The organism is Pseudomonas sp. MG-9, from assembly GCF_018729515.1.
Lineage (GTDB): Bacteria > Pseudomonadota > Gammaproteobacteria > Pseudomonadales > Pseudomonadaceae > Aquipseudomonas > Aquipseudomonas serboccidentalis.
In genome coordinates this window covers 341,607-367,489 of record NZ_JAHHZH010000005.1, presented here as the reverse complement: position 1 = coordinate 367,489, position 25,883 = coordinate 341,607, and the positions used below count along the sequence as shown (strand labels likewise).

Sequence of the window (25,883 nt, the reverse complement as noted above, 5' to 3'; positions counted from 1 at the left end):
CACCGATAAAAGGAGAGCCCGTACTCCGGGCGGTTATCTGATGCTCTATCGCCGTTTTGAACAACTGATCGACGTGTTCCGCGAAGCCCCGACGGCGTCCCCGCCGGACCGCGTGCTGCCCTTCTATACCTATTACCTCAAGCAGGTCTGGCCGAGCTTTGCTGCGCTGCTGACCGTCGGTCTGTTCGGCGCCTTGATCGAAGTGGCGCTGTTCAGCTACCTCAGCCGCATCATCGACCTGGCCCAGGGCGGACCGAATCCCGACTTTTTCAAGGAGCACGGCCTCGAGCTGGCCTGGATGGCGGTGGTCGCGCTGATCCTGCGCCCGGTGTTCGTCGGTCTGCACGATTTGCTGGTGCATCAGACCCTGAGCCCGAGCATGACCAGCCTGATTCGCTGGCAGAACCACAGTTACGTGCTCAAGCAGAGCCTGAATTTCTTCCAGAACGACTTCGCCGGACGTATTGCCCAGCGCATCATGCAGACCGGCAACTCGCTGCGTGATTCCGCCGTGCAAGCGGTGGACGCGTTGTGGCATGTGTTGATCTATGCGATCAGCTCGCTGGTGCTGTTCGCCGAGGCCGACTGGCGCCTGATGATCCCGCTGCTGACGTGGATCGCCGCCTACATCGGCGCGCTCTACTACTTCGTGCCTCGGGTCAAGGAACGCTCGGTGGTGTCCTCCGATGCGCGCTCCAAACTGATGGGACGGATCGTCGACGGCTACACCAACATCACCACCCTGAAGCTGTTCGCCCACACCAACTTCGAACAGCAATACGCCCGCGAGGCCATCGAAGAACAAACCGAAAAAGCCCAACTGGCCGGCCGCGTGGTCACCAGCATGGACATCGCCATCACCACCATGAACGGCTTGCTGATCGTCGGTACCACCGGCCTCGCTCTGTGGCTGTGGACGCAGTCGCTGATCAGCGTCGGCGCGATTGCCCTGGCGACCGGTCTGGTGATCCGCATCGTCAACATGTCCGGCTGGATCATGTGGGTGGTCACCGGCATCTTCGAAAACATCGGCATGGTTCAGGACGGACTGCAGACCATCTCGCAACCGGTCAGCGTCACCGATCGCGAACAGGCCAAACCGCTGGCCGTGGCTCGCGGCGAAGTGCGTTTCGAGCATGTGGATTTTCACTACGGCAAGAAGAAAGGCATCATCGGCGACCTCAACCTGACCATCAAACCCGGTGAAAAAATTGGCCTGATCGGCCCGTCCGGCGCCGGCAAGTCGACCCTGGTCAACCTGCTGCTGCGCCTGTACGACGTCGAAGGCGGACGGATCCTGATCGACGGGCAGAACATCGCCGAAGTCGGCCAGGAAAGCCTGCGCGCGCGGATCGGCATGATCACTCAGGACACTTCGCTGCTGCACCGCTCGATCCGCGACAACCTGCTCTATGGCAAACCTGATGCCACTGACGCAGAGCTGTGGGATGCGGTGCACAAGGCCCGCGCCGATGAATTCATTCCGTTGCTGTCGGACGCCGAAGGCCGCACCGGTTTCGATGCCCACGTCGGTGAACGCGGGGTGAAACTGTCCGGCGGTCAGCGCCAGCGCATCGCCATCGCTCGGGTGCTGCTCAAGGACGCGCCGATCCTGATCATGGACGAAGCGACCTCGGCACTGGACTCGGAAGTCGAGGCGGCGATCCAGGAAAGTCTGGAAACCCTGATGCAGGGCAAAACCGTGATCGCCATCGCCCATCGCCTCTCGACCATCGCGCGTATGGATCGATTGGTCGTACTGGAAAACGGCAAAATCGCCGAGAGCGGCACCCACGCCGAACTGCTGGCGCATCGCGGGCTGTATGCGCGGTTGTGGGCGCATCAGACCGGAGGGTTTGTCGGGATCGATTGATCATTGGGTCACGCAATTCCAATGTGGGAGCGAGCCTGCTCGCGAAGGCGGAGTGTCAAACACCATCATTGTTGTCAGACATGCCGCTTTCGCAAACAGGCTCGCTCCCACAGGGCTCGTAGTGATCCTGAACGACTGAGAACCGCCCCAGCCCGCCACCCAAGGGCTCTGGCGGTTTTTTTGCGCCTGCTGGAAATCCGTCCAAAGCCTGCTGTACTCAGCCAAGGTTCTGGAGATGAACCTGTCGTAATTCTGCAAGGAAGCACAACTCGATACAGTATCGATAGCATGCCTATCAAGGACACTCTCATGTCTCTGTTCAAACGTTCAGTCACTGAGTTGTTGGGTACGTTCTGGCTGGTTCTGGGTGGTTGCGGCAGCGCAGTAATCGCAGCGTCTTCGCCTTTGGGTATCGGGGTGCTGGGGGTGGCCCTGGCGTTTGGTCTGACGGTGCTGACCATGGCGTTCGCCATCGGCCACATCAGCGGCTGCCACCTCAATCCCGCGGTGTCGGTCGGTTTGTTCGTCGGCGGTCGGTTTCCGGCCAAAGAGCTGCCCGCCTACATCATCGCCCAGGTGCTGGGGGCGATTCTCGCAGCGGCGCTGATTGCGCACATTGCCAGCGGCAAGGAGGGTTTCGACATCGCTGCCGGCCTGGCTTCCAACGGTTATGGCGAACATTCACCGGGCAAGTATTCGATGGCCGCAGGCTTTGTCACCGAGCTGGTGATGACCGGGATGTTCGTGATCATCATCCTTGGCGCCACCGACAAACGCGCCCCGGCGGGCCTCGCACCGATTGCCATCGGCCTGGGCCTGACGCTGATTCACCTGATTTCGATCCCGGTCACCAATACCTCGGTCAACCCGGCGCGCAGTACCGGGCCGGCGCTGATGGTCGGCGGCTGGGCGATCGCGCAATTGTGGATGTTCTGGGTCGCGCCGCTGTTGGGCGCGGTGGTGGGCGGCGGAATCTATCGCTGGCTGGGTAAAGAGGACACCTGAAACCACGGAAATCCCGTTGTAGGAGCTGCCGAAGGCTGCGATCTTTTGATTTTTGAAAGCAAGATCAAAAGATCGCAGCCTTCGGCAGCTCCTACAGGGGATCTAGGTTTGGCGGTAGGGCAAGGCCGTTCTGGCTTCCTCGGCGTAAGCCAATACCCCGGCGCGCTCCTGCTGCAGGAAGTCTTTGACCGCAGCCTTCAACCCGGGATGACGCAGGTAATGCCACGAATGGGTGATCACCGGTTCAAAACCCCGAATCAACTTGTGCTCGCCTTGGGCACCCGCATCAAAGCGCTGATAACCCTGGGCGATCGCGTAATCCATGCCCTGATAAAAACAGGTCTCGAAATGCAGCCGATCGAACTCGGCGAGACAGCCCCAATAGCGTCCGTAAAAACTGTCACCACCCACTAGGCTGAAGGCCATCGCCACCGGACGTGAGCCCTGTTTGGCGAAGACGACCCGAATCGACTCCGGCATCCATTCGGCCAGCAAGCTGAAGAACTCGCGGGTCAGATACGGTGCCTGCCGACGCACCGCGTAGGTGTTGGCATAGCAGGCGTAGACAAAATCCCATTGCGACTCGTCCAGCTCGCGCCCCTGCAGCCATTCGAATTCGAAGCCCTGCCCCGCCACTTGCTCGCGCTCCTTGCGCATCTGCTTGCGCTTGCGCGAACTGAGCACGTCAAGAAAGTCCTGGAAGTCCCGATAACCGCGATTCTGCCAGTGGTACTGACAGCCAATGCGCTGCAGCCAGCCCGGTTGCTCGGCCATGGCGGCGTCGGTGAACGGGTCGGTGAAATTGATGTGCGCGCTGGAAAGCCCTTCGATTTCCAGATAACCCGGCAAGCTCTTGAGCAGTTCGTAGCCGTCCTCGACGTTCGCCGCCAACAGTCGCGGGCCACTGACCGGACTGAACGGCACCGCCGTCAACAGCTTGGGGTAGTAATCAATGCCGGCCCGGGCGCAGGCATCGGCCCAACCGTGATCGAAGACGTACTCGCCGTAGGAATGCCACTTGCGATAACTGGGCAGCGCCGCGATCAACCGGTCGTCTTCAACGTGCAGCAGATGCTCGGGTTGCCAGCCGGTATGGGGGCCGACGCTGCCGCTGTCTTCCAGCGCGCTCAGGAACGCATGGCGCAAGAACGGCTGATTCTCGGGCACCAGCGCATCCCATGTCGTCGGGGCGACTTCTGACAGGTTTTGCAGACGTTGCAACGGCATCAACTGGCTCTCCACATCTTGGCGTCAAAGCCCCGCGAGTATCGCCGATCGGCATCCATTGCACACGCTCATTCGGGCGACAGCGCTCTAGCTCAATAGTTCACGCGTGCTTTGTATCGTCATCGACATGACATCACTTAGCCACCGCTCTGTCATAAACCATCGCGATACTCGCTCCTGTTTTTAGAGCGCCGGGTTCTACCCGGACATTGTTTTCCGACGTCCGCGTCGGTGTGCCCAGGATGGTTCAGCCATCCCTCTCATCTTCGGAGATTGCTATGCGTCTTGCTTCCACGAAAACTGCGGCGGCCCTGTGCGGTGGCCTGTTGCTGGCCATGAGCGTTCCGGCCAGCGCTGCAGTCGACGCCAAACTGCTCGACATGCTCAAGGCCAACGGTTCTATTTCCCAGGCGCAGTACATTGAACTGCAGACTGAACTGGCCAAGGATCAGAAGGCTCAGCAAATCGCGCAGCAGGCGCAGCAAGAGACCAACGAGCAAATCGCGGCGACCGCGAAGAAAACCAATGAGCTGAGTTCCTTCGACCAGAAACTCGCCTGGGCCGCCAAGACCCAGTTCAAGGGCGACGTACGTATTCGCCAGGAAACCGTCAAGATCGACGGCGAATCCAACAACGGCGGCCGTGACAAGGATCGCCAGCGTATCCGCGCCCGTCTGGGTGCCTACACCGAGATCAACCCGCAAGTCGACACCGGCATCCGTATCGCCACCGGCGGCGGCGACGACGCCCGTTCGACCAACCAGGACATGGACAACTACTTCGACAAGAAGCAGATCTGGCTGGACCTGGGCTACATCGACTACCACCCGGATGCGATCAAGAACCTGCACGTGATCGGCGGCAAGATGCTGCAACCGTGGGTCAGCATGGGCGACGTGATCTGGGACAGCGATATCAACCCGGAAGGTCTGGCCGTTACCTACAAGTATCCACTGGGCAGCAGCGCCGAACTGTTCGGCAGCCTGGGCAACTACAACCTCAAGGACAACGTCGACGGTGAAGGCGTGCAATTTCGCCACGACCTGCGCCTGACTGCCGGCCAGTTGGGTAGCCGCTTCGCGATCACCGACAACCTGAAACTGACCCTGGGCGGCAGCGTCTACGCCTACCAGAACGACGAAAACAGCCGCTGCACCGGGACTTCCACCCCGTGCGCGCTGGCGGTCAACGGCAACTCGGCCAACAATGAATTCCGTCTGTACGAAGGCTTCAGCCAGATCGATATCGGTGGCTTGCCGATGCCGCTGTCGTTCTACGGCCAGTACGTGAAGAACAACGATGCCGTGACCGACGCGGACACCGCGTGGCTGGTCGGCGCCAAGTCGAAAGTGTTCGGTCTGAACCTGGACTACAACTATCGTGACGTGCAGCGCGACGCCGTGGTTGGCGCCTTCACCGACTCCGACTTCGCCAACGGCACCACCGGTTCCCGTGGGCACAAGTTCAAGGTCGGTTACGACATCGACAAGAACTTCGCCATCGGCGCCACGTACTTCCTGACCAAAGCCGACTTCTCCAGCCGTACCCAGCGTGACGCAGACACCAACACCCTGCAGCTGGATGCGGAAGCGAAGTTCTAAAACGCATCACCTTATAGCCTGGCGCGGGCGGGGCGATCCCCATCATCCGTTCGTTTCGCCCCGCGCCGGGCTATTTCTGCAGGATGCAAAAAAACTGCAGGAGTTGCCGAAGGCTGCGATCTTTTGATCCTCAAAAACAAGATCAAAAGATCGCAGCCTTCGGCAGCTCCTACAGGGGAGTTTCTATTTTTCTTTGCGGCGCTGCTCGGCCAGACGCTCAGCCAGCGCATCCACGCCTTCTTCCGGTTTCTCCGGCATCGCCCTCAGCGTGGCCTGCATCAAACGCATCTGGCGGATGAAGCGCCGGCAGTTGGGGCAGAACATCAGGTGATGGCGCACCATCAGCTTTTCGCGAAAGCTCAACTGGCCATCGAGATAATCGCTGGAGCGTGCCACTTGTTCCTTACAGGTCAGCATTCGCCGGTCTCCTCAAAATGCTCCACCGTGGCGAAGACTTTCAGCCGCGCCCGATGCAGCAGCACACGCACATTGGAGAGCGAGATCTCCAGAAGATTACAGATCTCTTCCAGTTCCAGGCCCTGACGCTCGCGCAGCAGCAGAACGCTGCTTTGCAGCTCCGACAAACCAAGCAGGGTGTGTTCCAGGCAGTCACGCAACTCGCTTTCGGTCAGCAAGGCTTCCGGCGTGTCCTGATGCCAGGCAAACGGCGCCACCAGCCAATGACCGTCACCGGGGGAAAAACGATCGTCATCGATGGTGCCGTGGGGCGATGGCAGGTCATCCATCAAGACTTCGCGGCGATTCTGCTTGTAACGGCTCTTGGCCGAGTTGGCGGTGATAGTCAGCAACCAGGTCTTGAGACTGGAACGGCCCTCAAAGCCGCCGATATGGCGCACCACCGACAGCCAGGCGTCCTGCACCACTTCTTCGACATGGCGCTGGCCGACAATGGCATACGCCACGGCGCGCATGGCGCTCTGGTAGGTGCTGACCAGTTCCTTGAAAGCTTTTTGCTCGCCCGCCAACAGGCGTTCGAGCAGTTGGGTGTCGTCCGTTGCGGCCATTGGCGCCTCTTTGCCAAACGTTGTAAGCAAAAGATCGCAGCCTGCGGCAGCTCCTACAAGAGCGGATTTCATACCGACCGTGTAGGAGCTGCCGCAGGCTGCGATCTTTTAAAGTGGACTCAGCGCTTGCGCAGAATCACGCTGCCGATCGAGTAACCGGCGCCGAACGAGCTCAGCACGGCCAGCGAACCGGCGGCCAGATCATCCTGATGTTTGTGGAAAGCAATCACGGAACCTGCGGAGCTGGTGTTGGCGTAGGTGTCGAGAATCACCGGCGCCTCTTCTTCAGTGGCTTCGCGCCCCAGCAGCTTGCGCACGATCAGGTGATTCATGCTCAAGTTGGCCTGGTGCAGCCAGAAGCGCTTGACGTCGCCGACGTTGAGTTTGTTCTCTTCCAGGTGCTCACCGATCAGCTCGGCGACCATCGGGCAGACGTCCTTGAACACCTTGCGGCCTTCCTGCACGAACAGTTTGTCGCGGGCGCCAATACCCTCTTCCGCAGCGCGGTTGAGGAAGCCGAAGTTGTTGCGGATGTTGTTGGAGAACTTGGTCAGCAGTTTGGTGCTGACCACGTCGAACTGATACTTGGAAGTTGCCAGATCGGCGCGCTCGATGATCACGGCCGTGGCGGCGTCACCGAAGATGAAGTGGCTGTCACGGTCGCGGAAGTTCAGGTGGCCGGTGCAGACCTCCGGGTTGACCATCAGGATCGCCCGGGCCTGGCCCAGTTGCACGCTGTTGGCTGCGGCCTGAATGCCGAAGGTCGCCGAGGAGCAGGCCACGTTCATGTCGAAACCGAAACCCTGAATGCCCAGCGCTTCCTGGACTTCAATGGCGATGGCCGGGTAGGCGCGCTGCAGGTTGGAGCAAGCGACGATCACGCCGTCGATGTCAGCGGCGGTTTTGCCGGCACGTTGCAGGGCCTGTTCGGCGGCGCCGATAGCCATCTGGCAGAGCACCGACCATTCGTCATTGGAACGCTCCGGCAGACGCGGGGCCATGCGTTGCGGGTCGAGGATGCCGTCCTTGTCCATGACAAAGCGGCTCTTGATGCCCGAGGCCTTCTCGATGAACGCAGCGCTGGATTCGGTCAGCGCCTGCACTTCACCGCTGGCGATGGCTTCGGCGTTGTCGGCGTTGAACTGCGCGACGTAGGTATTGAAAGACTGCACCAGCTCTTCGTTGGAGATGCTGTTGGCCGGGGTGTACAGGCCGGTGCCACTGATGACGACGTTATGCATGGTCGTTTCTCTAATCTGTTCAGGCAGAAAGCGCTGGCACCGACGTACCAACACACAAAGGGTCTATTCCCATCCGGGGGACGCAAACCTGGCATCGCTTTATTCCGTCGCGCGACACGGCCGAGGGCTCTGGGTCGCGAAACCGGGGTTTATGGTCGCGAAGTTTGCCATAAACCTTGGCTTTTGGCGCCTTCTCCCGCTAAACGCCCCCCCTGTAGGAGCTGCCGCAGGCTGCGATCTTTTGATTTTGCTTTGTAAAAGATCAAGATCAAAAGATCGCAGCCTGCGGCAGCTCCTACAGGATCGTTGCAAGTCGTGGGATCAGGGTTCAACCTGGGTCCACTGCTTGTTCAAGCGCTTGTCCGAGATCGGCGCTTTCGTCCCCAACTGCTGGGCGAACAGCGACACCCGGTATTCCTCCAGCCACCAGCGGTACAGCTCAAGCTGCGGATCGCGCTTGCCTTCCTGGGCATGTTTGGCGGCGCGGGTCTGGTATTGGCTCCAGAGGCCGGCCAGTTCGCCGCTCCAGACCCGGTCCTTCTGCACCTGCGCGCCCAGTTTCTCGAAACGCTGCTCGACCGCCTTCAGATAACGCGGCAGCTCTTTGAGCCATTGCATCGGCGTTTCCCGGACAAAACCCGGATAAACCAGATTGTTGATTTGTTGCTTGATGTCATTCAGCGCCACGGCCTGGGCCAGATCGATCTTGCCCTTGAAGCGCTTTTGCAGACCGTGCCACAGCTTGAGGATCTCCAGCGTCAGCCGTGCCACACGCTCGGCGTGTTCGGTCCAGTTGCCGCGTTTGCGTTCGGCCAAGGCTGCCAGCCCGGCGCCGTCACGGGGCAACGGCTCTTCGCCTTCCAGAATGCAGCTGTCGAGGCTGGCCAGCAAAATGTCTTCGACCAGTGCATCGACCCGACCCAGCTCGCGGTAGAGCAGGCCCAGTTCTGTCTGCCCCGGCAGTTTGCCGCGCAGGAACTTCGCCGGTTCGGCCAGTTGCTGCATCAGCAGCCGTTGCAAGGCGCGGCGATGCTGGAATTCGGCTTCGGCCGGGGTTGAGAAACGCCCCTCCTTGACCGTACCGCCCTCCTCCACCAGCGCCGGATACACCGTCATCGACAGCCCGGCGATCTTCTGTTGAGTCTTTTCCGCCACCGGAGCGAAGACCTTGGCCTCCACCGGTTGCTGACTTTTCGCACTTTGCGGCACCGCCAACGCAGCCTGACTAGCCTCAGCGAAGCGTGCAGTCAGTTCGGCCAGATCACGTCCTTCGCCGAGGAACTTGCCCTGGCCATCGACGATTTCCAGGTTCATCCGCAGATGCCCTTCGACCTGCTGCGCCGCTTCCGCCCATGCTTCATCGCTGACCCGCGCGCCGGTCATGCGCAACAGCTCGCGACCGAGTGCCTGCGGCAACGAACCTTCAGCGAACGTCATGCGCTGCAACGCCGCCTTGATGAAGTCCGGCACCGGCACGAAGTTCTTGCGCAAGGCTTTTGGCAGGTTGCGCACCAGAGCAATGCACTTGACCTCGATCAGCCCCGGCACCAGCCATTCGAGGCGCTCCGGCGGCAGCATCGGCAGCAGCGGTGCCGGCACGCGCAGGGTCACGCCGTCGCGCGGGTGATTGGGTTCAAAGTGGTAACTGAGCGCCAGTTCCAGATCGCCGATGTGCAGCGTGTCCGGGTAGTCCCGCGCGGTGACTTCACTGGCCTCGCGGGCCAGCACGTCTTCCTCGCGCATGATCAGCAGTTGCGGGTTCTTCTGGCTGTTGACCCGGTACCAGCTGTCGAAGGTCGCGGTCTGGTGAATCTCCGCCGGCAAGCGCGCATCGTAGAACGCGTAGAGGGTTTCTTCGTCGGCGAGAATGTCGCGGCGACGGGCCTTGGCTTCCAGTTCGTCGAGTTGTTCGAGCAACTGTTGGTTGGCCGTCAGGCACTTGGCTTTCGACTGAATCTCGCCACGCACCAGGCCTTCGCGGATGAACAGCTCGCGGGAGACCACCGGATCCACCGGACCGTAATGCACCGGGCGGCGGCCGACCACGATCAGCCCGAACAGAGTGATCTGCTCGTAGGCCACGACCTGGCCACGCTTCTTCTCCCAGTGCGGTTCGAAGTGGTTCTTCTTGATCAGGTGCCCGGCCAGCGGCTCGATCCAGTCGGCATCGATCTTGGCGACCATGCGCGCATAGAGCTTGGTGGTTTCCACCAGCTCGGCGGTCATCAGCCATTGCGGACGCTTCTTGCCGATCCCCGACGACGGGTGAATCCAGAAACGTCGCTGACGGGCGCCGAGGTAATCGCCATCCTCGGTTTTCTGGCCGATCTGGCTGAGCAGGCCGACCAGCACCGCTTTGTGCAATTTCGGGTAATCCGCCGGTTCTTTGTTCAGGCTCAACTGCATGTCGCGGCAGATCAGGCTCAACTGGCGGTGGGAATCGCGCCATTCACGCAGGCGCAGATAATTCAGGAAGTTCTTGCGACACCAGTTGCGCAACGGGCTAGCGGTCAGCGCCTGGCGCTGCTCTTCAAAACCACGCCACAGATTGACCAGCCCGGCAAAGTCCGAATCGCTGTCCTTCCATTGCGCGTGGGCCTGATCCGCCGCTTGCTGACGCTCCGGCGGACGCTCGCGCGGGTCCTGAATCGACATCGCACTGGCGACGATCAGCACTTCCTGCAAGCTGCCGAGTTTCGCCGCTTCGAGCAGCATGCGGCCCATCCGCGGGTCCACCGGCAGGCGCGCCAACTGCCGGCCCAGCGGGGTCAACTGGCTGTTGCGATCCACCGCCGAGAGTTCTTGCAGCAGGTTGAAACCGTCGCTGATCGCCTTGCCATCCGGCGGCTCGATGAACGGGAACGCGGTAATCTCGCCGAGGCGCAGGTGCAGCATCTGCAAGATAACGGCGGCAAGGTTGGTGCGCAGAATCTCCGGATCGGTGAACTCCGGGCGACCGAGGAAATCTTCCTCGCTGTACAAGCGCACACAAATGCCCGGCTCGACCCGGCCGCAACGACCTTTACGCTGATTGGCGCTGGCCTGGGAAATCGCCTCGATCGGCAGACGCTGGACCTTGGCGCGGTAGCTGTAACGGCTGATGCGCGCGGTGCCGCTGTCGATCACGTAACGGATGCCCGGCACGGTCAGCGAGGTTTCGGCGACGTTGGTCGCCAGCACCACACGCCGGCCCGGGTGCGACTGGAAAATCCGCTGCTGTTCGGCCGGCGACAGACGTGCGTACAGCGGCAGGATTTCGGTGTGTTTGAGTTGCGCCTTGCGCAGCATGTCGGCAGCGTCGCGAATCTCGCGCTCGCCGGGCAGGAACACCAGCACATCGCCAGGGCTGCGGCGTTCGCTGCGCTCGTAGGCGGCGATTTCGTCGAGGGTGGCGAGGATCGCCTGATCCACGGTCAAGTCGTCCTCGACGCGGTTACCCTCTTCGTCCTGCTCAAGCGTCAGCGGGCGATACCAGGTCTCTACCGGGAAGGTCCGGCCGGAGACTTCGACAATCGGCGCATCGTCGAAGTGCTTGGAGAAGCGTTCCAGATCGATGGTCGCCGAGGTGATGATGACTTTCAGGTCCGGACGACGCGGCAGCAGGGTTTTCAAATAACCGAGCAGGAAGTCGATGTTGAGGCTGCGTTCGTGGGCTTCGTCGACGATGATCGTGTCGTAGCGTTCGAGGTAGCGGTCGTTCTGGGTTTCCGCCAGCAGGATGCCGTCGGTCATCAGTTTGATCAGGGTGTTGGCATCGCTCTGATCTTCGAAGCGCACCTGATAGCCGACCAGCGAACCGAGCGGCGTACCGAGTTCTTCGGCAACCCGGCTGGCGACGCTGCGCGCAGCGATTCGGCGCGGCTGCGTGTGGCCGATCAGACCGTGCTGGCCGCGACCGATTTCCAGACAGATTTTCGGCAACTGGGTGGTTTTACCCGAACCGGTTTCGCCGGCGATGATCAGCACCTGATGCTTCTCGAGCGCAGCTTTGATTTCATCGCGCTTGGCGGCGATCGGCAGGCTGTCGTCGTAACGAATCACCGGCAGGCTGGCCTTGCGCGCCAGCACCTGATCACAGGATGCCTGCATGCGCGCTACCCACTGGGCCAGCTTGGCCTCGTCGGGTTTCTTGCGCAGCTCAAGCAACTGCCGCCGCAGCCGGTGACGGTCGGCAAGCATGGCGTGATCGAGGTTTTTCAGCAGTTTGTCGATGGAGGGCGATTCGTCGGTCATCGGGTACGCAATTCGGTCGTCTGTTTATGCAGGGGGCCGATTGTCGCAGAAAAGCAGCTACAAGCGGCAAGCTACAAGCCGCAAGTTCAAAGCGGCTTCTCACTTGTAGCTTGCAGCTTGGTACTTTCAGCTGCTGTTATTCGTTATCCAGGCCCTTGCGCCGATACGGGAACACGTCGATGACCTTCCCCGCCCGAATCGCCTCCTGCAAACCCTTCCAGTAATCGGCGTTGTACAGCTCGCCATGCAGTTGATCGAACAGCTTGCGCTGCCCGGCATCGGCGAACAGGAACGGTGGAAACTCTTCCGGGAACACATCCAGCGGCCCGATCGAGTACCACGGCTCGGAAGCCATTTCGTCCTCGGGGGTACGCGGCGCGGGGATGTGGCGGAAGTTGGCTTCGGTCAGGAAACAGATTTCGTCATAGTCGTAGAACACCACCCGCCCGTGTCGAGTGACACCGAAATTCTTCAGCAACATGTCGCCGGGAAAGATGTTGGCCGCCGCCAACTGCTTGATCGCCAGCCCATAATCCTCCAGCGCCTCGCGCACCTGCGCGTCATTGGCGTTTTCCAGGTAGAGGTTGAGCGGGGTCATCCGGCGCTCGGTCCAGCAGTGGCGGATCAGCACCGTGTCACCTTCGACCGAGACCGTGGACGGCGCCACTTCCAGCAGTTCTTCAAGGCACGCCGGATCGAACTTGCTCAGCGGAAAACGGAAATCGGCGAACTCCTGGGTATCGGCCATGCGCCCGACCCGGTCGACGCTTTTCACCAGCCGATACTTCTCGATCACCGTCGCCCGGTCGACGTTTTTCGACGGCGAGAAGCGGTCCTTGATGATCTTGAACACGGTATTGAAACCCGGCAGGGTGAACACGCTCATGACCATGCCTCGCACGCCCGGGGCCATGATGAACTGGTCGTCGGTGTTGGCCAGGTGATTGATCAGCGCACGGTAGAACTCGGATTTGCCGTGCTTGTAGAAACCGATCGAGGTGTACAGCTCGGCGATGTGCTTGCCCGGCAGGATACGCCGCAGGAACCCGATGAATTCCGCCGGCACCGGCACATCGACCATGAAATACGAACGGGTGAAGGAAAAGATGATCGACACATCGGCTTCGTCGGTGATCAGCGCATCGATCTGAATCCCGCGACCCTCGCGGTGCAACAGTGGAATCACCAGCGGCCACTGCTCGTCGCGGGTGTAGATGCGCCCGACCAGGTACGCGCCTTTGTTGCGGTACAGCACCGAGGAAAACAGCTCGACGCTCAGTTCCGGGTCCTTGCACACCCAGTCCGGCAGGTTCTCGCGCAGCTGCGCCTCGAGGCGTTGCAGGTCGCCGGGCAGGTCGGCGTAATCCTCGCTGAAGCGGTAATCGGCAAAGATGCTGGCGAGCATCGACGACAGCTGGCCTTGCGGTTTGTAGGTGCGGGTTTGCGCAGCCCGGGCGCGGCGCAGGCTGGGCCGGGTGGTGTGGATGAACATGCAGCCGTCGCTGATCAGGTCATGGCTGAACAGCCCGCAGAAGATCGAGTTGTACCAGGTCTCGGACAGTTCATCGTCAAAGCGCAGGTCGATCACGCTGATGTAGGCGCTTTTCACCAACGGCCAACTGCTGACATTCATCAGCGTCTCGTCGTCGAACTGCTCGCGCAGCCGGGCGATGGTTTCGCCGACCTTTTCCTCGTAGAGATTGATCCGCGCGGCCGATGCGGTCTGCGTCTCCTGCCAGCGCGCCTGCTCGAAGCGCTCGCGCGCGCCGTCGGTGATCTGCCGGAAGTGCTCGCGGTAATCGTCAAAGCCATCGAGGATCATGCGGGCGATGTCGGTGGCTGGCCATTGCTGCGGCATAGATGAGACCTCGGCGTGCAAGTGGAAATCTGTGCCAGAGCTTAGCCACGGAACCGGGCGCAGGTGAAGTGCAATTTCTGCCAAAAACCAAGCGCAGGCGTCCGGCGCTGGAGTTTTTCCTGTGCAGAGCAGTTCGCGCACTTAAATGCCCGATTAGCGGTTGCCATCGTCCGGAGGCTCGGCAACACTCTCGTCCCGATCAAGGAAGGAGTGCCATCGTGAGCGCTGTCGATATTTTCCGCATGCTGTCGCTGGCAGCCATCTGGGGCGCAAGTTTCCTGTTCATGCGCATTATTGCGCCGGTGATCGGCACCATTCCGACCGCGTTCTTTCGGGTGTCGATTGCTGCCGTCGGGCTGCTGGTGATTCTCGGGTTGATGCGCATCAGCTGGGATTTCAAGGGCAAACTGAAAACCGTGATGCTGCTGGGCGTGATCAACTCGGGGATTCCGGCGACGCTGTATTCAGTCGCGGCGCAAGTGTTGCCGGCCGGTTATTCCGCAATCTTCAATGCCACCACGCCGTTGATGGGTGTATTGATTGGCGGGCTGTTTTTCAGTGAAAAACTCACGGTCGCCAAACTGACGGGGGTGTTTCTCGGCTTGCTCGGTGTCGGTGTGCTGACGCGCGCTGGGCCGGTGGCCTTCGATCTGCAATTGCTGATGGGCGCCCTCGCCTGCCTGCTCGCTACCACTTGCTATGGTTTCGCCGGATTTCTCACGCGACGCTGGCTGGATCACAGCGGTGGGCTCGACAGTCGCCTCTCGGCCGTGGGCAGCATGCTCGGCGCCTCGCTGTTTCTCTTGCCACTGTTCGGCTACAGCGTGATCACCGCTCCACCGGCAAGCTGGGGCGGATGGAATGTCTGGCTGTCGCTGCTGGGTCTGGGTCTGGGCTGCACAGCGTTCGCCTACATCATCTATTTCCGCCTGCTCAGCTCCATCGGCCCGGTCAAATCGATGACCGTGACGTTCTTGATCCCGGCATTCGGCGTGCTGTGGGGCGCGTTGTTGCTGGATGAGCCGTTGTCGATGGCGCATCTGTATGGCGGGGTGTTGATTGCGCTGGCGTTGTGGCTGGTGTTGAAGCCTGCGGTGGTGAAGCCTTCTGCCGCGGCCGTTCGATGATTTTGCGGCGTTAATAAGGCCGTATTCGCGAGCGAGCCCGCTTGTATGCCGGTACTTGAAGGGAGCGAGCCTGCTCGTGAAGAGGCCGGACCAGACACCGAAAATGCCTGGCCCGGCTTGCGGTTATCCCGCAGATTTACGGAACACAAACGCCAGACCAACAATGATCAACAGCATCCCCAGCACGCTCAATACCGCCAGACGATTGCCGAAAATCAGATAGTCCATCACCGCCGTCACCGCCGGCACCAGATAGAACAGGCTGGTGACATTCACCAGATTGCCCCGGGCGATCAGGCGGTACAGCAACAGCGTCGCCAGCACCGACACCACCAGCCCCATCCACAACACCGGCACGATGAAACCTGCGCTGTGTTCAAAGTGGAACGGTTGAAACGGCACGAAGATCCCGCACAACAACAGCCCGGCCAGGTATTGCACCGGCAGCGTGCCGAGGGGATTTTCGGTGATGCGTTTCTGCATGATCGACCCGAGGGTCATGCTCGCCAACGCGAGCAGGCCAAACAACATGCCCGCCCAGGACATCCCCGCCAGACCGATCCCCTGATAAACCACCATGACCAGACCGGCCAGGCCCAGAGCCAGACCGAACATCCGGCTCACCGAGCGCTGACGCTCCATCAAGACCACAGTGAGGATCGGCTGCACGCCCATAATGGTCGCCATCACGCCGGGGGTGATTCGGGTGTTGAGCGCCAGCAGATAGAAAATCTGATAAGCCCCCAACAGCACCACGCCGGTGGCGATCGCATACAGCATCGGCCTGCCGCCCTTGGGCAGCTTCAATTTGAGCAATGGCGCCAACAGCAACAGCCCGCAGAGGGCGATCACAAAGCGAATCAGCAGAAAGGCAAAGGGCGAAGCGTGGGCCAGGCCCCATTTGGAGAAAATCGCCCCGCTGCTCCACAGCAGAACGAACAGGCTCGTGGACGTCGCCGCGAGCGCGGTTTTTTTCGAAAGGACAAACATGAATACCACCTGTAGTCAGGCACATAGCCAACTCAGCCGAGGCTGAAATTCAGTAGGTTTTTCTGGCGGGCGCAGGGGTCAGCAAAAAATGCCGATCAGCCCGAAACGCCAACGCCCGGCGGTGATACGACTGCGCACACCGGCGTGCTACTGACAGGTGGAGGGTAATGACTGATCTGCCCAGGCTGCTGATTCCCGCACGGCACGACGCCAGCGTTGACCGCTGAATCGACTACCGCGTTGATGAGGGATGCAGGCATTGGGGCTGATCTTTTTTGAGGGACTTGGAAGTGAATCGCCTGATTCACGAGCGCCGACTATAACCAGCGCGGGACATGGATTGCAATGATTTGGACAAAGGGCCAGCAGGGACAAGGTCGATGGCTGGCGCATAGGCTGACGAGCAACGGATAGGCCCATTGATGGGGAGACAGGGAATGCTCGAGATCACATGCCAAGGGAACGGACAAATTTGCGGTATCAGTTGTATCGGTCAGCGGCGAGGAAGCGGGCGGCTATCGTCACCCACCAACTTCAGCTTCAACTGGAACGCTATGGTCCTGCTGCCATCGATTTATCGAAAGTTCGTTTCGAACCTATCGACCAGCAAGCACTGCAAGCATCTACTCTCTGGAGAGACCAGCACTTTTGCTGGAACGAGGTCATTGAGTGGAAGGGTCGGGAGCCCTCATCTCTGGACATCGCTATCTGGTTTGAAGAAGAACTTTGCGGGCTGTGTTTCGCAAATCCAAATGCCAGCAAAAACAGAATACGAATTGTGCGTTTGGAGGGACGTCCCTACGAACCCCATCCGTTAAAAAAACGTATCGGGGCACTGGCGATGATTGTGATTGAACAATACGCCCAGCTCATTGGCAGCAAGGTTCTCGAGATTCAAGAACCTTTAAGGGGCGCAATTTCCCACTATCAAGAGCTTGGTTTCGGCTTCGACGCTGGGTGCCGCCTTGTCAAAACCTTGGAGAACCTAGTATCGTGAAAACTGTTCAATTAACGATCAACACTGGTGGAAAAATGAGCAAATCAACAAAGAAGCCTTCCTCCAGAAAAGACATACTTTCTCGCGGGAGAAAATCCGGCGAGGTAACGCTCACCGCGAGTCAGAGGCGTCTGCTGCAGTTACTTATAACGGGCACTGAAACCGAAGAGCCAAACGTACTCGCCGCTGGCCGACTGTAGACTTATCTACAGACAAAAAAAACCGCTCACAAGGAGCGGTTTTTTCATTACAACATCCAGCCTCAACCAAACAGCCAATACCCCAGCAATGTCAGCACCACCACCGCCAAAACCGGGCGCATGATGCGGTAGGCCTTGGGATTGCGACGCTTCCACTGTTTGACCACGCCACTGAATTTGTCGCTGAAGTGCTTGCTCCAGGCATAGGCCTGGTTGATCCCGCCGACACGTTCGTCGTCAAGGTTCTGCGGCGCGGTGGCACGGCCCAGCCAGGCACTGATGGCGCGGTTGATGCGGGTCATCAGGCGGTTGCTCAGCGGACGTTCGACGTCGCAGAACAGGATGACGCGGGTCTGTTCGGTTTCGTTCTTGACCCAGTGCACGTAGGTCTCGTCGAACATCACGTCTTCACCGTCGCGCCAAGCGTAGACCTGACCGTCCACGAAGATCCGGCAATCGTCGGAGTTCGGCGTCGACAGACCCAGGTGATAACGCAGGGAGCCGGCAAACGGATCACGGTGCGGGTTCAGGTGGCTGCCACCCGGCAACAGCGCAAACATTGCGCCTTTGACGTTGGGAATCGCACTGACCAGCGCCACGGTTTTCGGGCACAGGGTTTCGGCCGACGGCAACGGTTTGTCGTACCACTTGAGGTAGAAACGCTTCCAGCCCTTCTTGAAGAACGAGCCGAAACCGGCGTCATTGTTCTTCTCGGCGGCGCGGATGTAGCCCTCGTCGAACAGGTGCATGGCCTCGTCGCGAATGGTTTCCCAGTTGTCGCGCAGCACATCCAGCTCCGGAAACTTGCTGCGATCCAGATACGGCTTGGATGGCACGCCGGAGAACAGGTACATCAGAGCGTTATAAGGAGCGAACAGCGCCGAGTGGTTGACGAACTGACGCAGGACCGGCAAACGCGCCTTGCCGCGCAAATGCACATAGAGGATGCTGCCCACAAACAGCAGCAACACCAACACCTTGGCGGCTAACGAAAAGGTCATCAACGACTCCTTGAATAAAGACAACGCTGCGCAATGCCCTTTACCCGGCATGGCAGCCGGCCATGATAAACACTACCGGCCTCGGGAAAAACCCGCACCACCCAAGATTCAGTGTTAAGAATTGCGCAACAAAGCATTTATTAGCATAACGATCCTGAACCCCGGCTGATCTGAATCAATTCGCTTACTGCTGATTCTCCTGCTCGGTGAACAGATCGCTGAACAACATGCTCGACAGATAGCGCTCGCCGGAGTCCGGCAGGATCACCACGATGGTCTTGCCCTGCATCTCCGGGGTCTCTGCCAGTCGCACCGCAACCGCCATGGCCGCGCCGCAAGAGATACCGCACAAGATCCCTTCTTCCTGCATCAATCGCAGCGCCATGGCCTTGGATTCGTCGTCGGTGACCTGTTCCACCCGGTCGACGATCGACAAGTCGAGGTTCTTCGGCACGAAACCGGCGCCAATGCCCTGAATCTTGTGGGGGCTCGGCTTGATCTCTTCGCCCGCCAGCGTCTGGCTGATCACCGGCGAGGACACCGGTTCCACCGCCACCGACAGGATCGGTTTGCCCTGGGTATTCTTGATATACCGCGAAACGCCGGTGATGGTTCCGCCGGTGCCGACGCCAGCCACCAGTACATCCACGGCACCATCGGTGTCGTTCCAGATTTCCGGACCGGTGGTTTTCTCGTGAATCGCCGGGTTCGCCGGATTGTCGAACTGCGACGGCATGAAGTACTTGTCGGCATCGCTGGCAACAATCTCAGCGGCCTTCTCGATCGCGCCTTTCATGCCCTTGGCCGGTTCGGTCAGGACCAACTCTGCACCCAGCGCCTTGAGCACCTTGCGGCGCTCGATACTCATCGAGGCCGGCATGGTCAGCATCAACTTGTAACCGCGTGCCGCCGCGACAAAAGCCAGGCCAATGCCGGTATTGCCGGAGGTCGGCTCGACGATGGTCATGCCCGGTTTGAGTTTGCCGCTGCTTTCGGCATCCCAGATCATGTTCGCGCCGATCCGGCACTTGACCGAATAACCGGGGTTGCGCCCCTCGATCTTGGCCAGAATGGTCACGCCACGCGGCGCGATGCGGTTGATCTGCACCAGTGGCGTATTGCCGATGGAATGGGCGTTGTCAGCGAAAATGCGGCTCATGGCTGGGTCCTTATGCAGCGTTGAATTCAGCCTTTCAAGGTATGCCTGTTGCCTGGCGCAGTCCAGTCAGGTCGAACGTCTGCGTTACACAACAGTCAATCGCTTACATCGTCAAGGAATTGCCGTCATGAAGCGTCGCTACAGTTGGCCACTCGGGATTTTCGCCGTCGTCGTTGTGTTGCTGATCGCGCTGCACATTGCCCTGCCCTACATGGTGCGCGACTACCTGAACAACAAACTGGCGGACATGGGCGATTACCGGGGCCAGATCACCGACGTCGATCTGGCCCTGTGGCGCGGCGCTTACAAAATCAACGGACTGAAAATCGTAAAGGTCGATGGCAAGGTACCGGTGCCGTTCGTCAACGCACCGCTGATCGATCTGTCGGTCAGTTGGCACTCGCTGTGGTACGACCATGCGGTGGTGGCGCAGGTGCAGTTCCTCAATCCCGAGGTCAACTTCGTCGATGGCGGGGCCAACAAGCAGAACTCCCAGACCGGTAAAGGCACCGACTGGCGCGCGCAGCTCAGTAAACTGCTGCCGATCACCCTCGACGAGGTACAGATTCACGACGGCAAGATCAGCTTCCGCAACTTCAGCTCCCATCCACCGGTGAATATGAATGCCACCCAGGTCGAGGCCAGCATCTACAACCTGACCAACGTGGTCGACAAACAGGGCAAACGCGATGCCCGCTTCGAAGGCAAGGCCCTGCTGCTGGGGCATGCGCCCCTGGAAACCAGCGCGACCTTTGATCCGCTGAGCAATTTCGAAGATTTCCAGTTCCGCCTGCGCGCCCGTGACATCGAACTCAAGAGCATGAACGACTTCGCCTCGGCCTACGGCAAGTTCGACTTCAACGCCGGCCACGGTGATGTCGTGATCGAAGCCCAGGCGAAAAAAGCCCAGGTCAGTGGTTACATCAAGCCACTGCTGCGCGACGTCGAAGTGTTCAACTGGCAGCAGGACGTGGAAAACAAGAACAAGAGCATCTTCCGCTCGGTCTGGGAGGCGTTGGTGGGCGGCACGGAAACCGTGCTGAAGAACCAGGCCAAAAACCAGTTCGCCACCCGGGTCGAGCTCAGCGGCAGCGTGCATCAGCAAAATATCAGCGCGTTCGAAGCGTTTTTGCAGATTTTGCGCAATGGCTTCATCCAGGCCTTCAATGCTCGGTATGAGCGGCCGAAGCCGGATGCGGGCTAAGACTTACGATTAACGATATATCGACCAGACTCTTCAGCTGCTCGCGTGGATCTTTGCTGCAATGAGTCCCAACCAAGACAAGCCAAGGCCAATGACCTTGGCACCGCCTCCCGCCCGCTACTGTAGCGGCTGATGCTGCGGGCACTGATACCCAGCGCCTCGGCTGCCTGATTCAGAGAGAGTCCGGTACGTCAATAAAAGTCAGTTTCAATCGAAAATCTGACAGTGCCTGCACAGCCGACAGACGAGGCCTGCGCTTCCTTGATAATCAGCGGCCGAGCCTTGCCTATCATGACCTCAATGGTTTCCAGGCTCAGCATCACGTCCACACCACCACCGGTCGGGTGAACATGGGGCGGAGGATGATCCTTCTCACGCAACTGAATGCGGTATTTGTCGCGAAATCGGTATTTAGTCGTCATGCCCGAAAGGCTATCGCCAAATCGGCGATACCTGAATGCTGGCCCTGGGCCGAAACCGAGTCAACATGTGACGCCCCATTCAGAGACTGAATAAGCCGTCTGCGTTCACAGTCGACCGGGCTGCGCGTTATAGTCGGGGCATCCGTTTTTTCGCCCCCGCCCTGCCCGTGCAGGTCGGCGTTACCGTTCGAGGATTAGCAGATGAAGTTCGAAGGCACCCAGGCCTACGTCGCCACCGATGACCTGAAGCTGGCGGTCAACGCCGCCATCACCCTGGAGCGGCCGCTGCTGGTCAAGGGCGAACCGGGCACCGGCAAGACCATGCTCGCCGAGCAACTGGCCGAATCGTTCGGCGCCAAGTTGATCACCTGGCACATCAAGTCCACCACCAAGGCCCATCAGGGCCTGTACGAGTACGACGCGGTCAGCCGTCTGCGCGACTCGCAGCTGGGCAACGAAAAAGTCCACGATGTGCGCAACTACCTGAAGAAAGGCAAGCTCTGGGAGGCGTTCGAGTCAGAAGAACGCGTCATTCTGCTGATCGACGAGATCGACAAGGCCGACATCGAATTCCCGAATGACCTGCTGCAAGAACTCGACAAGATGGAGTTCTACGTTTACGAGATCGACGAGACCATCAAGGCCAAGAAGCGCCCGATCATCATCATTACCTCGAACAACGAGAAAGAGCTGCCGGACGCCTTCCTGCGCCGTTGCTTCTTCCACTACATCGCCTTCCCGGACCGCACCACCCTGCAGAAAATCGTCGACGTGCACTACCCGGACATCAAGAAGGATCTGGTCAGCGAGGCGCTGGACGTGTTCTTCGATGTGCGCAAGGTGCCGGGCCTGAAGAAGAAGCCGTCGACCTCGGAACTGGTGGACTGGCTGAAGCTGCTGATGGCCGACAACATCGGCGAAGCGGTGCTGCGCGAGCGCGATCCGACCAAAGCCATTCCGCCGCTGGCCGGTGCCCTGGTGAAGAACGAGCAGGACGTGCAGTTGCTTGAGCGTCTGGCGTTCATGAGCCGTCGCGGCTCTCGCTAAGAGGCTGATGCCATGCTGCTCAACCTGTTCAATGAAATGCGTGCAGCCAAGGTGCCGGTGTCGGTGCGCGAGCTGCTCGACCTGATCAACGCGCTGAAACAGCGCGTGACCTTCGCCGACATGGACGAGTTCTACTACTTGTCGCGGGCAATTCTGGTGAAGGACGAACGGCATTTCGACAAGTTCGACCGTGCGTTCGGTGCCTACTTCAATGGCCTGGAAAAACTCGACGATCACCTGCAGGCGCTGATTCCCGAAGACTGGTTGCGCAAGGAATTCGAGCGCTCGCTGACTGACGAGGAACGCGCGCAGATCCAGTCGCTCGGTGGCCTCGACAAGCTGATCGAAGAGTTCAAGAAGCGTCTGGAAGAACAGAAGGAACGCCACGCCGGCGGTAACAAATGGATCGGCACCGGCGGCACCAGCCCGTTCGGCTCCGGCGGGTTCAACCCGGAAGGCATCCGGGTTGGCGATGCCGGCAAGCGTCAGGGCAAAGCGGTGAAAGTCTGGGATCAACGCGAGTACAAGAACCTCGACGACTCGGTGGAGCTGGGCACGCGCAACATCAAGGTCGCCCTGCGCCGCCTGCGCAAATTCGCTCGTCAGGGTGCAGCGGAAGAGCTGGACATCGACGGCACCATCGACCACACCGCCAAGGACGCCGGCCTGCTGAACATCCAGATGCGCCCGGAGCGGCGTAACACGGTCAAGCTGTTGCTGCTGTTCGACATCGGCGGCTCGATGGATGCGCACGTGAAGATCTGCGAGGAGCTGTTCTCGGCCTGCAAGACCGAGTTCAAGCATCTGGAGTATTTCTACTTCCACAACTTCATTTATGAATCGGTGTGGAAGAACAACATGCGCCGTACCTCCGAGCGCACCTCAACCCAGGACCTGCTGCACAAGTACGGCGCCGACTACAAAGTGATCTTCATCGGCGACGCCGCCATGGCGCCCTACGAAATCACCCAGGCTGGCGGCAGCGTCGAGCACTGGAACGAAGAGCCGGGTTACGTGTGGATGCAGCGTTTCATGGAGAAGTACAAGAAGCTCATCTGGATCAATCCGTATCCGAAGGACACGTGGGGCTACACCTCATCGACCAATATCGTGCGCGATTTGATCGAGGATCAGATGTATCCGCTGACCCTTCGTGGATTGGAAGAAGGGATGCGGTTTCTGTCCAAATAAAAGCAAAAGATCGCAGCGTGCCGCAGCGCCTACAGGGAAACGCGAAACTTTCTGTAGGAGCTGCCGCACGCTGCGATCTTTTGATCTTCAACCAAAACGCTGCAAATATTCGACATGCTCACGGTGTGCCACTTCCTGCACCACCGGCCGCAACCGCACCTGCGCCCCCGGCAGACACTGCGCCAGCCGCGCCAGTGCCACCGGCGTCAACGCCCCCAACCGCGGATAGCCGCCAATGGTCTGCCGATCATTGAGCAGCACAATCGGCTGCCCGTCCGGCGGAACCTGCACCGCACCCAACGGAATCCCCTCGGAAATCATCGGCCGGCCCTGATACTGCAGCGCCTTGCCCAATAACCGAATGCCCATGCGGTCAGCGCGACTGTCGAGTGTCCATGGACTGTTGAACACATCAAACAGACTCTGCCCGCTGAACTGGCCGATCTGTGCACCAAGCACCAGATCCAGCGGCGTATTCAGCCGAAAATCAGGTCGATGCTCCAGCGGCACTTCACGCATCTGCAGGACTTCACCGTGGTAACTCAGCGTCGCCCCTTTGGCCAACGGCAACCCCATACCATCTAGCCCACCGAGCTCTTCACGCACCACCGTAGCGCTGCTGCCGAGCACCTTCGGCGCGTCAAAACCACCGGGGGCCGCCAGATAGGCCCGGGCCCCGAGCAACGGTTGGGTGAACTGCAATTTCTGCCCCTTGCCCAGTTTGAAACTGCGCCACGGCGCCAGCGCCTGCCCATCGATCTGCGCACCGAGATCCGCGCCGGCCAGCGCCAGCAAGCAATCGTCTTCAGCGATTACGGCAAACCCGCCAAGCGTGACCTCAATCACCGGTACATCCAGCGCATTGCCGAGCAACCAGTTGGCCCAGCTCATCGAACACCCATCCGCCGCGCCGCCCTGGGTCACGCCCAAATGGCGAACGCCGAAGCGTCCGGCATCCTGCAATAAACACAGCGGTGTACTTGCTTCGATCATCAGTCGGCTCATGCCTGCGCCTCCAGTGGCGTGTCATCGCCACCCAGATTGATGAACTCGGCATGACTGACCGCTTCGAATCGAACTGTGTCGCCCGGTTGCATCAGGCTGTAGCCGTCGCGATGGCGGTCGAACAGTTTCGCCGGGGTGCGGCCGATCAGGTTCCAGCCGCCGGGGGATACCACCGGGTAAGCGGCGGTCTGTCGTTCGGCGATGCCGACGCTGCCGGCAGCGACTTTCTTGCGCGGGGTGTCCAGACGCGGCGCTGCCAGCACCTCTTCCACCAGTCCCATGAAGGCGAACCCCGGGGCAAAGCCGAGAGCGAACACCTGGTATTCGCGAGCGCTGTGGCGGCGGATCACCTCCTCCACAGACAAGCCGCTGCGTTGTGCCAACAAACTCAATTCGGGGCCGACACTGAGGTCGTACCAGACCGGCAACACATGACACTGACCACCGGTGCGCGCATTTGGCGACAGGTCAATTAACGCTTCGGCGATCAATTCACGGGCCTGGTTCGGGCTCAGCGTGGTCAGGTCGTAATGCACCATCAGCGTGGTGTAGGACGGCACCAGATCAATCAATTGCGCGCCAAACACTGAGCGCAGGCGCTCACTGGCGGCGAGCATCCACGGCATGTTGGCTTCGGCGATTTCATCGAACAGGCGCAGCATCAGGCAGTCCAGGGCCACCACTTCAATGCGTGGGTTCATGGCGCACTCTGCTGATTCAGGGCCTCGCGAATGCGTTGCACAGCGGCCACCGAACTGGCGTTGTCGCCGTGTACGCAGAGGGTGTTGGCCTGCAGATGCAGCGCGCTGCCGTCGCTGGCGACGAGGTCGCCGCCACGGGCGATGGTCAGGGCCTGTTCGATGATGGTTTGCGCATCGTGATGCACCGCGCCCGGCAGTTGCCGCGACAGCAGTTTACCGGCGCTGTCGTAGGCGCGGTCGGCGAAGGCTTCGAACCACAGGGTCACACCGTATTCGTCACCGAGCTGTTGCGCCGCCGCGTTGTCGCGGGTGGCCATCAGCATCAGCGGCAACGTGCGATCGTAGGCAGCCACGGCCTGAATTACCGCGCGCAACTGCGCCGGGTTGGCCATCATGTCGTTGTACATCGCGCCGTGGGGTTTGACGTAGCTGACCCGCCCACCCTGCGCCCGGCAAATGCCGTCGAGCGCGCCGATCTGGTAATGCAGGATGTCTTGCAGCTCTTGCGCGGAATAGGCCATGGAACGACGACCGAAGCCGACCAGATCCTGATAGGCCGGATGCGCACCGATCTGCACGCCATGGCTCAGGGCCAGGCTCACGGTTTTGCGCATGATGCTCGGGTCGCCGGCGTGGAACCCGCAGGCCACATTGGCGCAATCGATGAAGGGCATGACCTCGGCGTCCAGACCCATGGTCCAGCTGCCGAAACTCTCGCCAATGTCGCAATTCAATAACAGGCGGCTCACGGTAAACACTCCTGTAGCTTCTTGTCT

At 60.1% G+C, this 25,883-nt stretch carries 21 protein-coding genes and 1 pseudogene; 8 read left to right on the top strand and 14 right to left on the bottom strand.

The features are described 5' to 3' along the window. The first annotated feature begins 40 nt into the window (after positions 1-40). Together KKQ10_RS15525 and aqpZ are read left to right on the top strand one after the other, a co-directional pair. Complete coding sequence (locus KKQ10_RS15525) at positions 41-1,873, top strand: ABC transporter ATP-binding protein (RefSeq protein WP_127649791.1); 1,833 nt, start codon at positions 41-43, stop codon at positions 1,871-1,873. 309 nt (positions 1,874-2,182) lie between these two features. Then, positions 2,183-2,878 (top strand): aquaporin Z, encoded by a 696-nt coding sequence (aqpZ, locus tag KKQ10_RS15520; RefSeq protein WP_215501595.1) that lies wholly within the window; start codon positions 2,183-2,185, stop codon positions 2,876-2,878. A gap of 102 nt (positions 2,879-2,980) precedes the next feature. On the opposite strand, the gene KKQ10_RS15515 is transcribed toward aqpZ, so the two are convergent. Then, complete coding sequence (locus KKQ10_RS15515; protein WP_215501594.1) at positions 2,981-4,105, bottom strand: GNAT family N-acetyltransferase; 1,125 nt, start codon at positions 4,103-4,105, stop codon at positions 2,981-2,983. A 278-nt stretch (positions 4,106-4,383) separates the two neighbouring features. Here KKQ10_RS15515 and KKQ10_RS15510 point away from each other — a divergent pair, with 278 nt between their 5' ends. Next, positions 4,384-5,706 carry a putative porin gene (locus KKQ10_RS15510; RefSeq protein ID WP_127649788.1) on the top strand — a complete coding sequence of 441 codons (1,323 nt, stop codon included), beginning with the start codon at positions 4,384-4,386 and terminating at the stop codon, positions 5,704-5,706. A 183-nt stretch (positions 5,707-5,889) separates the two neighbouring features. Here the strand turns inward: KKQ10_RS15510 and KKQ10_RS15505 are convergent, their stop codons facing one another. From KKQ10_RS15505 to aceK, 5 genes are all read right to left on the bottom strand, one after another. Further along, the gene (locus KKQ10_RS15505; RefSeq protein WP_215501593.1) at positions 5,890-6,123 is read right to left on the bottom strand and encodes an anti-sigma factor family protein; all 234 of its coding nucleotides are present in this window, start codon (positions 6,121-6,123) and stop codon (positions 5,890-5,892) included. Further along, positions 6,117-6,731, bottom strand: a complete 615-nt coding sequence (locus tag KKQ10_RS15500; RefSeq protein WP_127649786.1) for an RNA polymerase sigma factor — start codon at positions 6,729-6,731, stop codon at positions 6,117-6,119. The genes KKQ10_RS15505 and KKQ10_RS15500 overlap by 7 nt, the downstream gene beginning before the upstream one ends. Positions 6,732-6,850: 119 nt before the next feature. After that, positions 6,851-7,972, bottom strand: a complete 1,122-nt coding sequence (locus KKQ10_RS15495) for a beta-ketoacyl-ACP synthase III (RefSeq protein WP_127649785.1) — start codon at positions 7,970-7,972, stop codon at positions 6,851-6,853. A 321-nt stretch (positions 7,973-8,293) separates the two neighbouring features. After that, complete coding sequence (hrpA, locus tag KKQ10_RS15490) at positions 8,294-12,205, bottom strand: ATP-dependent RNA helicase HrpA (protein ID WP_127649784.1); 3,912 nt, start codon at positions 12,203-12,205, stop codon at positions 8,294-8,296. Between the two features lie 136 nt (positions 12,206-12,341). Next, positions 12,342-14,063, bottom strand: coding sequence for a bifunctional isocitrate dehydrogenase kinase/phosphatase (aceK, locus tag KKQ10_RS15485; RefSeq protein WP_127649783.1), 1,722 nt, complete (start codon positions 14,061-14,063; stop codon positions 12,342-12,344). A gap of 218 nt (positions 14,064-14,281) precedes the next feature. Between aceK and KKQ10_RS15480 the strand changes: the two genes are divergently transcribed. After that, positions 14,282-15,190 carry a DMT family transporter gene (locus tag KKQ10_RS15480; protein WP_215501592.1) on the top strand — a complete coding sequence of 303 codons (909 nt, stop codon included), beginning with the start codon at positions 14,282-14,284 and terminating at the stop codon, positions 15,188-15,190. A gap of 123 nt (positions 15,191-15,313) precedes the next feature. Here KKQ10_RS15480 and KKQ10_RS15475 read toward each other — a convergent pair whose 3' ends face one another. Next, a complete protein-coding gene (locus KKQ10_RS15475) occupies positions 15,314-16,180 on the bottom strand; it encodes a DMT family transporter (protein WP_215501591.1) in 867 nt (288 codons plus the stop codon). A gap of 472 nt (positions 16,181-16,652) precedes the next feature. On the opposite strand from KKQ10_RS15475, the gene KKQ10_RS15470 reads away from it, so the two are divergent. Beyond that, positions 16,653-17,177 carry a hypothetical protein gene (locus KKQ10_RS15470; RefSeq protein WP_353844746.1) on the top strand — a complete coding sequence of 175 codons (525 nt, stop codon included), beginning with the start codon at positions 16,653-16,655 and terminating at the stop codon, positions 17,175-17,177. Between the two features lie 262 nt (positions 17,178-17,439). On the opposite strand, the gene KKQ10_RS15465 is transcribed toward KKQ10_RS15470, so the two are convergent. Beyond that, positions 17,440-18,378 carry an aspartyl/asparaginyl beta-hydroxylase domain-containing protein gene (locus KKQ10_RS15465; RefSeq protein WP_127649778.1) on the bottom strand — a complete coding sequence of 313 codons (939 nt, stop codon included), beginning with the start codon at positions 18,376-18,378 and terminating at the stop codon, positions 17,440-17,442. Between the two features lie 184 nt (positions 18,379-18,562). Then, positions 18,563-19,537, bottom strand: coding sequence for a cysteine synthase A (gene cysK, locus KKQ10_RS15460; RefSeq protein ID WP_215501589.1), 975 nt, complete (start codon positions 19,535-19,537; stop codon positions 18,563-18,565). Between the two features lie 127 nt (positions 19,538-19,664). On the opposite strand from cysK, the gene KKQ10_RS15455 reads away from it, so the two are divergent. Then, positions 19,665-20,741 carry a DUF748 domain-containing protein gene (locus tag KKQ10_RS15455; protein WP_215501588.1) on the top strand — a complete coding sequence of 359 codons (1,077 nt, stop codon included), beginning with the start codon at positions 19,665-19,667 and terminating at the stop codon, positions 20,739-20,741. Here KKQ10_RS15455 and KKQ10_RS28420 read toward each other — a convergent pair. After that, a pseudogene (locus KKQ10_RS28420) lies at positions 20,738-20,932 on the bottom strand (helix-turn-helix domain-containing protein); the annotation flags it as partial. The gene KKQ10_RS15455 and the pseudogene KKQ10_RS28420 overlap by 4 nt on opposite strands. After that, on the bottom strand, positions 20,933-21,163 hold the full coding sequence (locus KKQ10_RS15450) for a DUF4160 domain-containing protein (RefSeq protein WP_252191624.1): 231 nt from the start codon (positions 21,161-21,163) through the stop codon (positions 20,933-20,935). A 201-nt stretch (positions 21,164-21,364) separates the two neighbouring features. On the opposite strand from KKQ10_RS15450, the gene KKQ10_RS15445 reads away from it, so the two are divergent. After that, the gene (locus KKQ10_RS15445; RefSeq protein ID WP_025110627.1) at positions 21,365-22,210 is read left to right on the top strand and encodes an AAA family ATPase; all 846 of its coding nucleotides are present in this window, start codon (positions 21,365-21,367) and stop codon (positions 22,208-22,210) included. A gap of 12 nt (positions 22,211-22,222) precedes the next feature. Beyond that, positions 22,223-23,401 carry a vWA domain-containing protein gene (locus tag KKQ10_RS15440; RefSeq protein ID WP_007956512.1) on the top strand — a complete coding sequence of 393 codons (1,179 nt, stop codon included), beginning with the start codon at positions 22,223-22,225 and terminating at the stop codon, positions 23,399-23,401. A gap of 87 nt (positions 23,402-23,488) precedes the next feature. Here the strand turns inward: KKQ10_RS15440 and KKQ10_RS15435 are convergent, their stop codons facing one another. From KKQ10_RS15435 to KKQ10_RS15425, 3 genes are read right to left on the bottom strand one after another with little or no spacing between them, the layout of a single operon-like run. Then, the gene (locus tag KKQ10_RS15435; protein ID WP_215501587.1) at positions 23,489-24,406 is read right to left on the bottom strand and encodes a 5-oxoprolinase subunit C family protein; all 918 of its coding nucleotides are present in this window, start codon (positions 24,404-24,406) and stop codon (positions 23,489-23,491) included. After that, positions 24,403-25,107, bottom strand: coding sequence for a 5-oxoprolinase subunit PxpB (gene pxpB, locus KKQ10_RS15430; protein ID WP_215501586.1), 705 nt, complete (start codon positions 25,105-25,107; stop codon positions 24,403-24,405). Before pxpB ends, KKQ10_RS15435 begins: the two co-directional genes overlap by 4 nt. Further along, positions 25,104-25,856 carry a 5-oxoprolinase subunit PxpA gene (locus tag KKQ10_RS15425; RefSeq protein WP_215501585.1) on the bottom strand — a complete coding sequence of 251 codons (753 nt, stop codon included), beginning with the start codon at positions 25,854-25,856 and terminating at the stop codon, positions 25,104-25,106. Before KKQ10_RS15425 ends, pxpB begins: the two co-directional genes overlap by 4 nt. Between the last annotated feature and the right edge of the window lie 27 nt (positions 25,857-25,883).

Coding starts and splice junctions, on each gene's coding strand:
- KKQ10_RS15525 (WP_127649791.1), top strand. CDS start 41: ATGCTCTATCGCCGTTTTGAACAACTGATCGACGTGTTCCGCGAAGCC.
- aqpZ (WP_215501595.1), top strand. CDS start 2,183: ATGTCTCTGTTCAAACGTTCAGTCACTGAGTTGTTGGGTACGTTCTGG.
- KKQ10_RS15515 (WP_215501594.1), bottom strand. CDS start 4,105: ATGCCGTTGCAACGTCTGCAAAACCTGTCAGAAGTCGCCCCGACGACA.
- KKQ10_RS15510 (WP_127649788.1), top strand. CDS start 4,384: ATGCGTCTTGCTTCCACGAAAACTGCGGCGGCCCTGTGCGGTGGCCTG.
- KKQ10_RS15505 (WP_215501593.1), bottom strand. CDS start 6,123: ATGCTGACCTGTAAGGAACAAGTGGCACGCTCCAGCGATTATCTCGAT.
- KKQ10_RS15500 (WP_127649786.1), bottom strand. CDS start 6,731: ATGGCCGCAACGGACGACACCCAACTGCTCGAACGCCTGTTGGCGGGC.
- KKQ10_RS15495 (WP_127649785.1), bottom strand. CDS start 7,972: ATGCATAACGTCGTCATCAGTGGCACCGGCCTGTACACCCCGGCCAAC.
- hrpA (WP_127649784.1), bottom strand. CDS start 12,205: ATGACCGACGAATCGCCCTCCATCGACAAACTGCTGAAAAACCTCGAT.
- aceK (WP_127649783.1), bottom strand. CDS start 14,063: ATGCCGCAGCAATGGCCAGCCACCGACATCGCCCGCATGATCCTCGAT.
- KKQ10_RS15475 (WP_215501591.1), bottom strand. CDS start 16,180: ATGTTTGTCCTTTCGAAAAAAACCGCGCTCGCGGCGACGTCCACGAGC.
- KKQ10_RS15465 (WP_127649778.1), bottom strand. CDS start 18,378: ATGACCTTTTCGTTAGCCGCCAAGGTGTTGGTGTTGCTGCTGTTTGTG.
- cysK (WP_215501589.1), bottom strand. CDS start 19,537: ATGAGCCGCATTTTCGCTGACAACGCCCATTCCATCGGCAATACGCCA.
- KKQ10_RS15455 (WP_215501588.1), top strand. CDS start 19,665: ATGAAGCGTCGCTACAGTTGGCCACTCGGGATTTTCGCCGTCGTCGTT.
- KKQ10_RS15450 (WP_252191624.1), bottom strand. CDS start 21,163: ATGACGACTAAATACCGATTTCGCGACAAATACCGCATTCAGTTGCGT.
- KKQ10_RS15445 (WP_025110627.1), top strand. CDS start 21,365: ATGAAGTTCGAAGGCACCCAGGCCTACGTCGCCACCGATGACCTGAAG.
- KKQ10_RS15440 (WP_007956512.1), top strand. CDS start 22,223: ATGCTGCTCAACCTGTTCAATGAAATGCGTGCAGCCAAGGTGCCGGTG.
- KKQ10_RS15435 (WP_215501587.1), bottom strand. CDS start 24,406: ATGAGCCGACTGATGATCGAAGCAAGTACACCGCTGTGTTTATTGCAG.
- pxpB (WP_215501586.1), bottom strand. CDS start 25,107: ATGAACCCACGCATTGAAGTGGTGGCCCTGGACTGCCTGATGCTGCGC.